The sequence below is a fragment of the Novosphingobium sp. FG90 genome (genome assembly GCF_057808725.1).
In genome coordinates, this window is sequence record NZ_JBMDIO010000126.1 from 1 (window position 1) to 461 (window position 461).

1 protein-coding gene is annotated in these 461 nt (G+C 60.7%); it reads left to right on the forward strand.

What is annotated here, in order from left to right; all coding sequences use genetic code 11:
• Window positions 1-328: PLP-dependent transferase (locus tag ACODRZ_RS26850; RefSeq protein WP_488973202.1), on the forward strand; the 328-nt coding region annotated here is incomplete at its 5' end.
• Window positions 329-461 lie beyond the last annotated feature (133 nt).

Consider the following 461-nt stretch of genomic DNA (forward strand, 5'->3'; position numbering starts at 1 on the left):
TCCCCCGTTTCATGCCGAGGGCTCACCGCAGGCGAACGTCTTTGCGGCGCAGTGCGAAGGAGCGGGATCGACTTTCGCCTTCGACATCGCGGGAGGGCAGCCGGCAGCCTTCCGGTTCCTCAACGCCCTGCAGATCTTCAAGCTCGCGGTCAGCCTAGGAGGCACGGAATCGCTGGCGAGCCACCCGGCCACGACCACTCATTCCGGCGTACCCGTGGAAATCCGGGACCGGATCGGCGTCCTGCAGTCCACGGTCCGTCTGTCCATCGGAATCGAGAACGAAAGCGATATCGTCGCGGATCTGTCTCAGGCACTCGACCAAGCCTGAATATCGACCTGGCTGGTTCATAATTTCACTCAAATCATGGGAAGGAAGGGCACATGACGGACTTCGTCAAAGTGACCAACGACCGCCACGTTCTGGAAATCGAGATCGACCGCCCCGGGAAGAAGAACGCGCT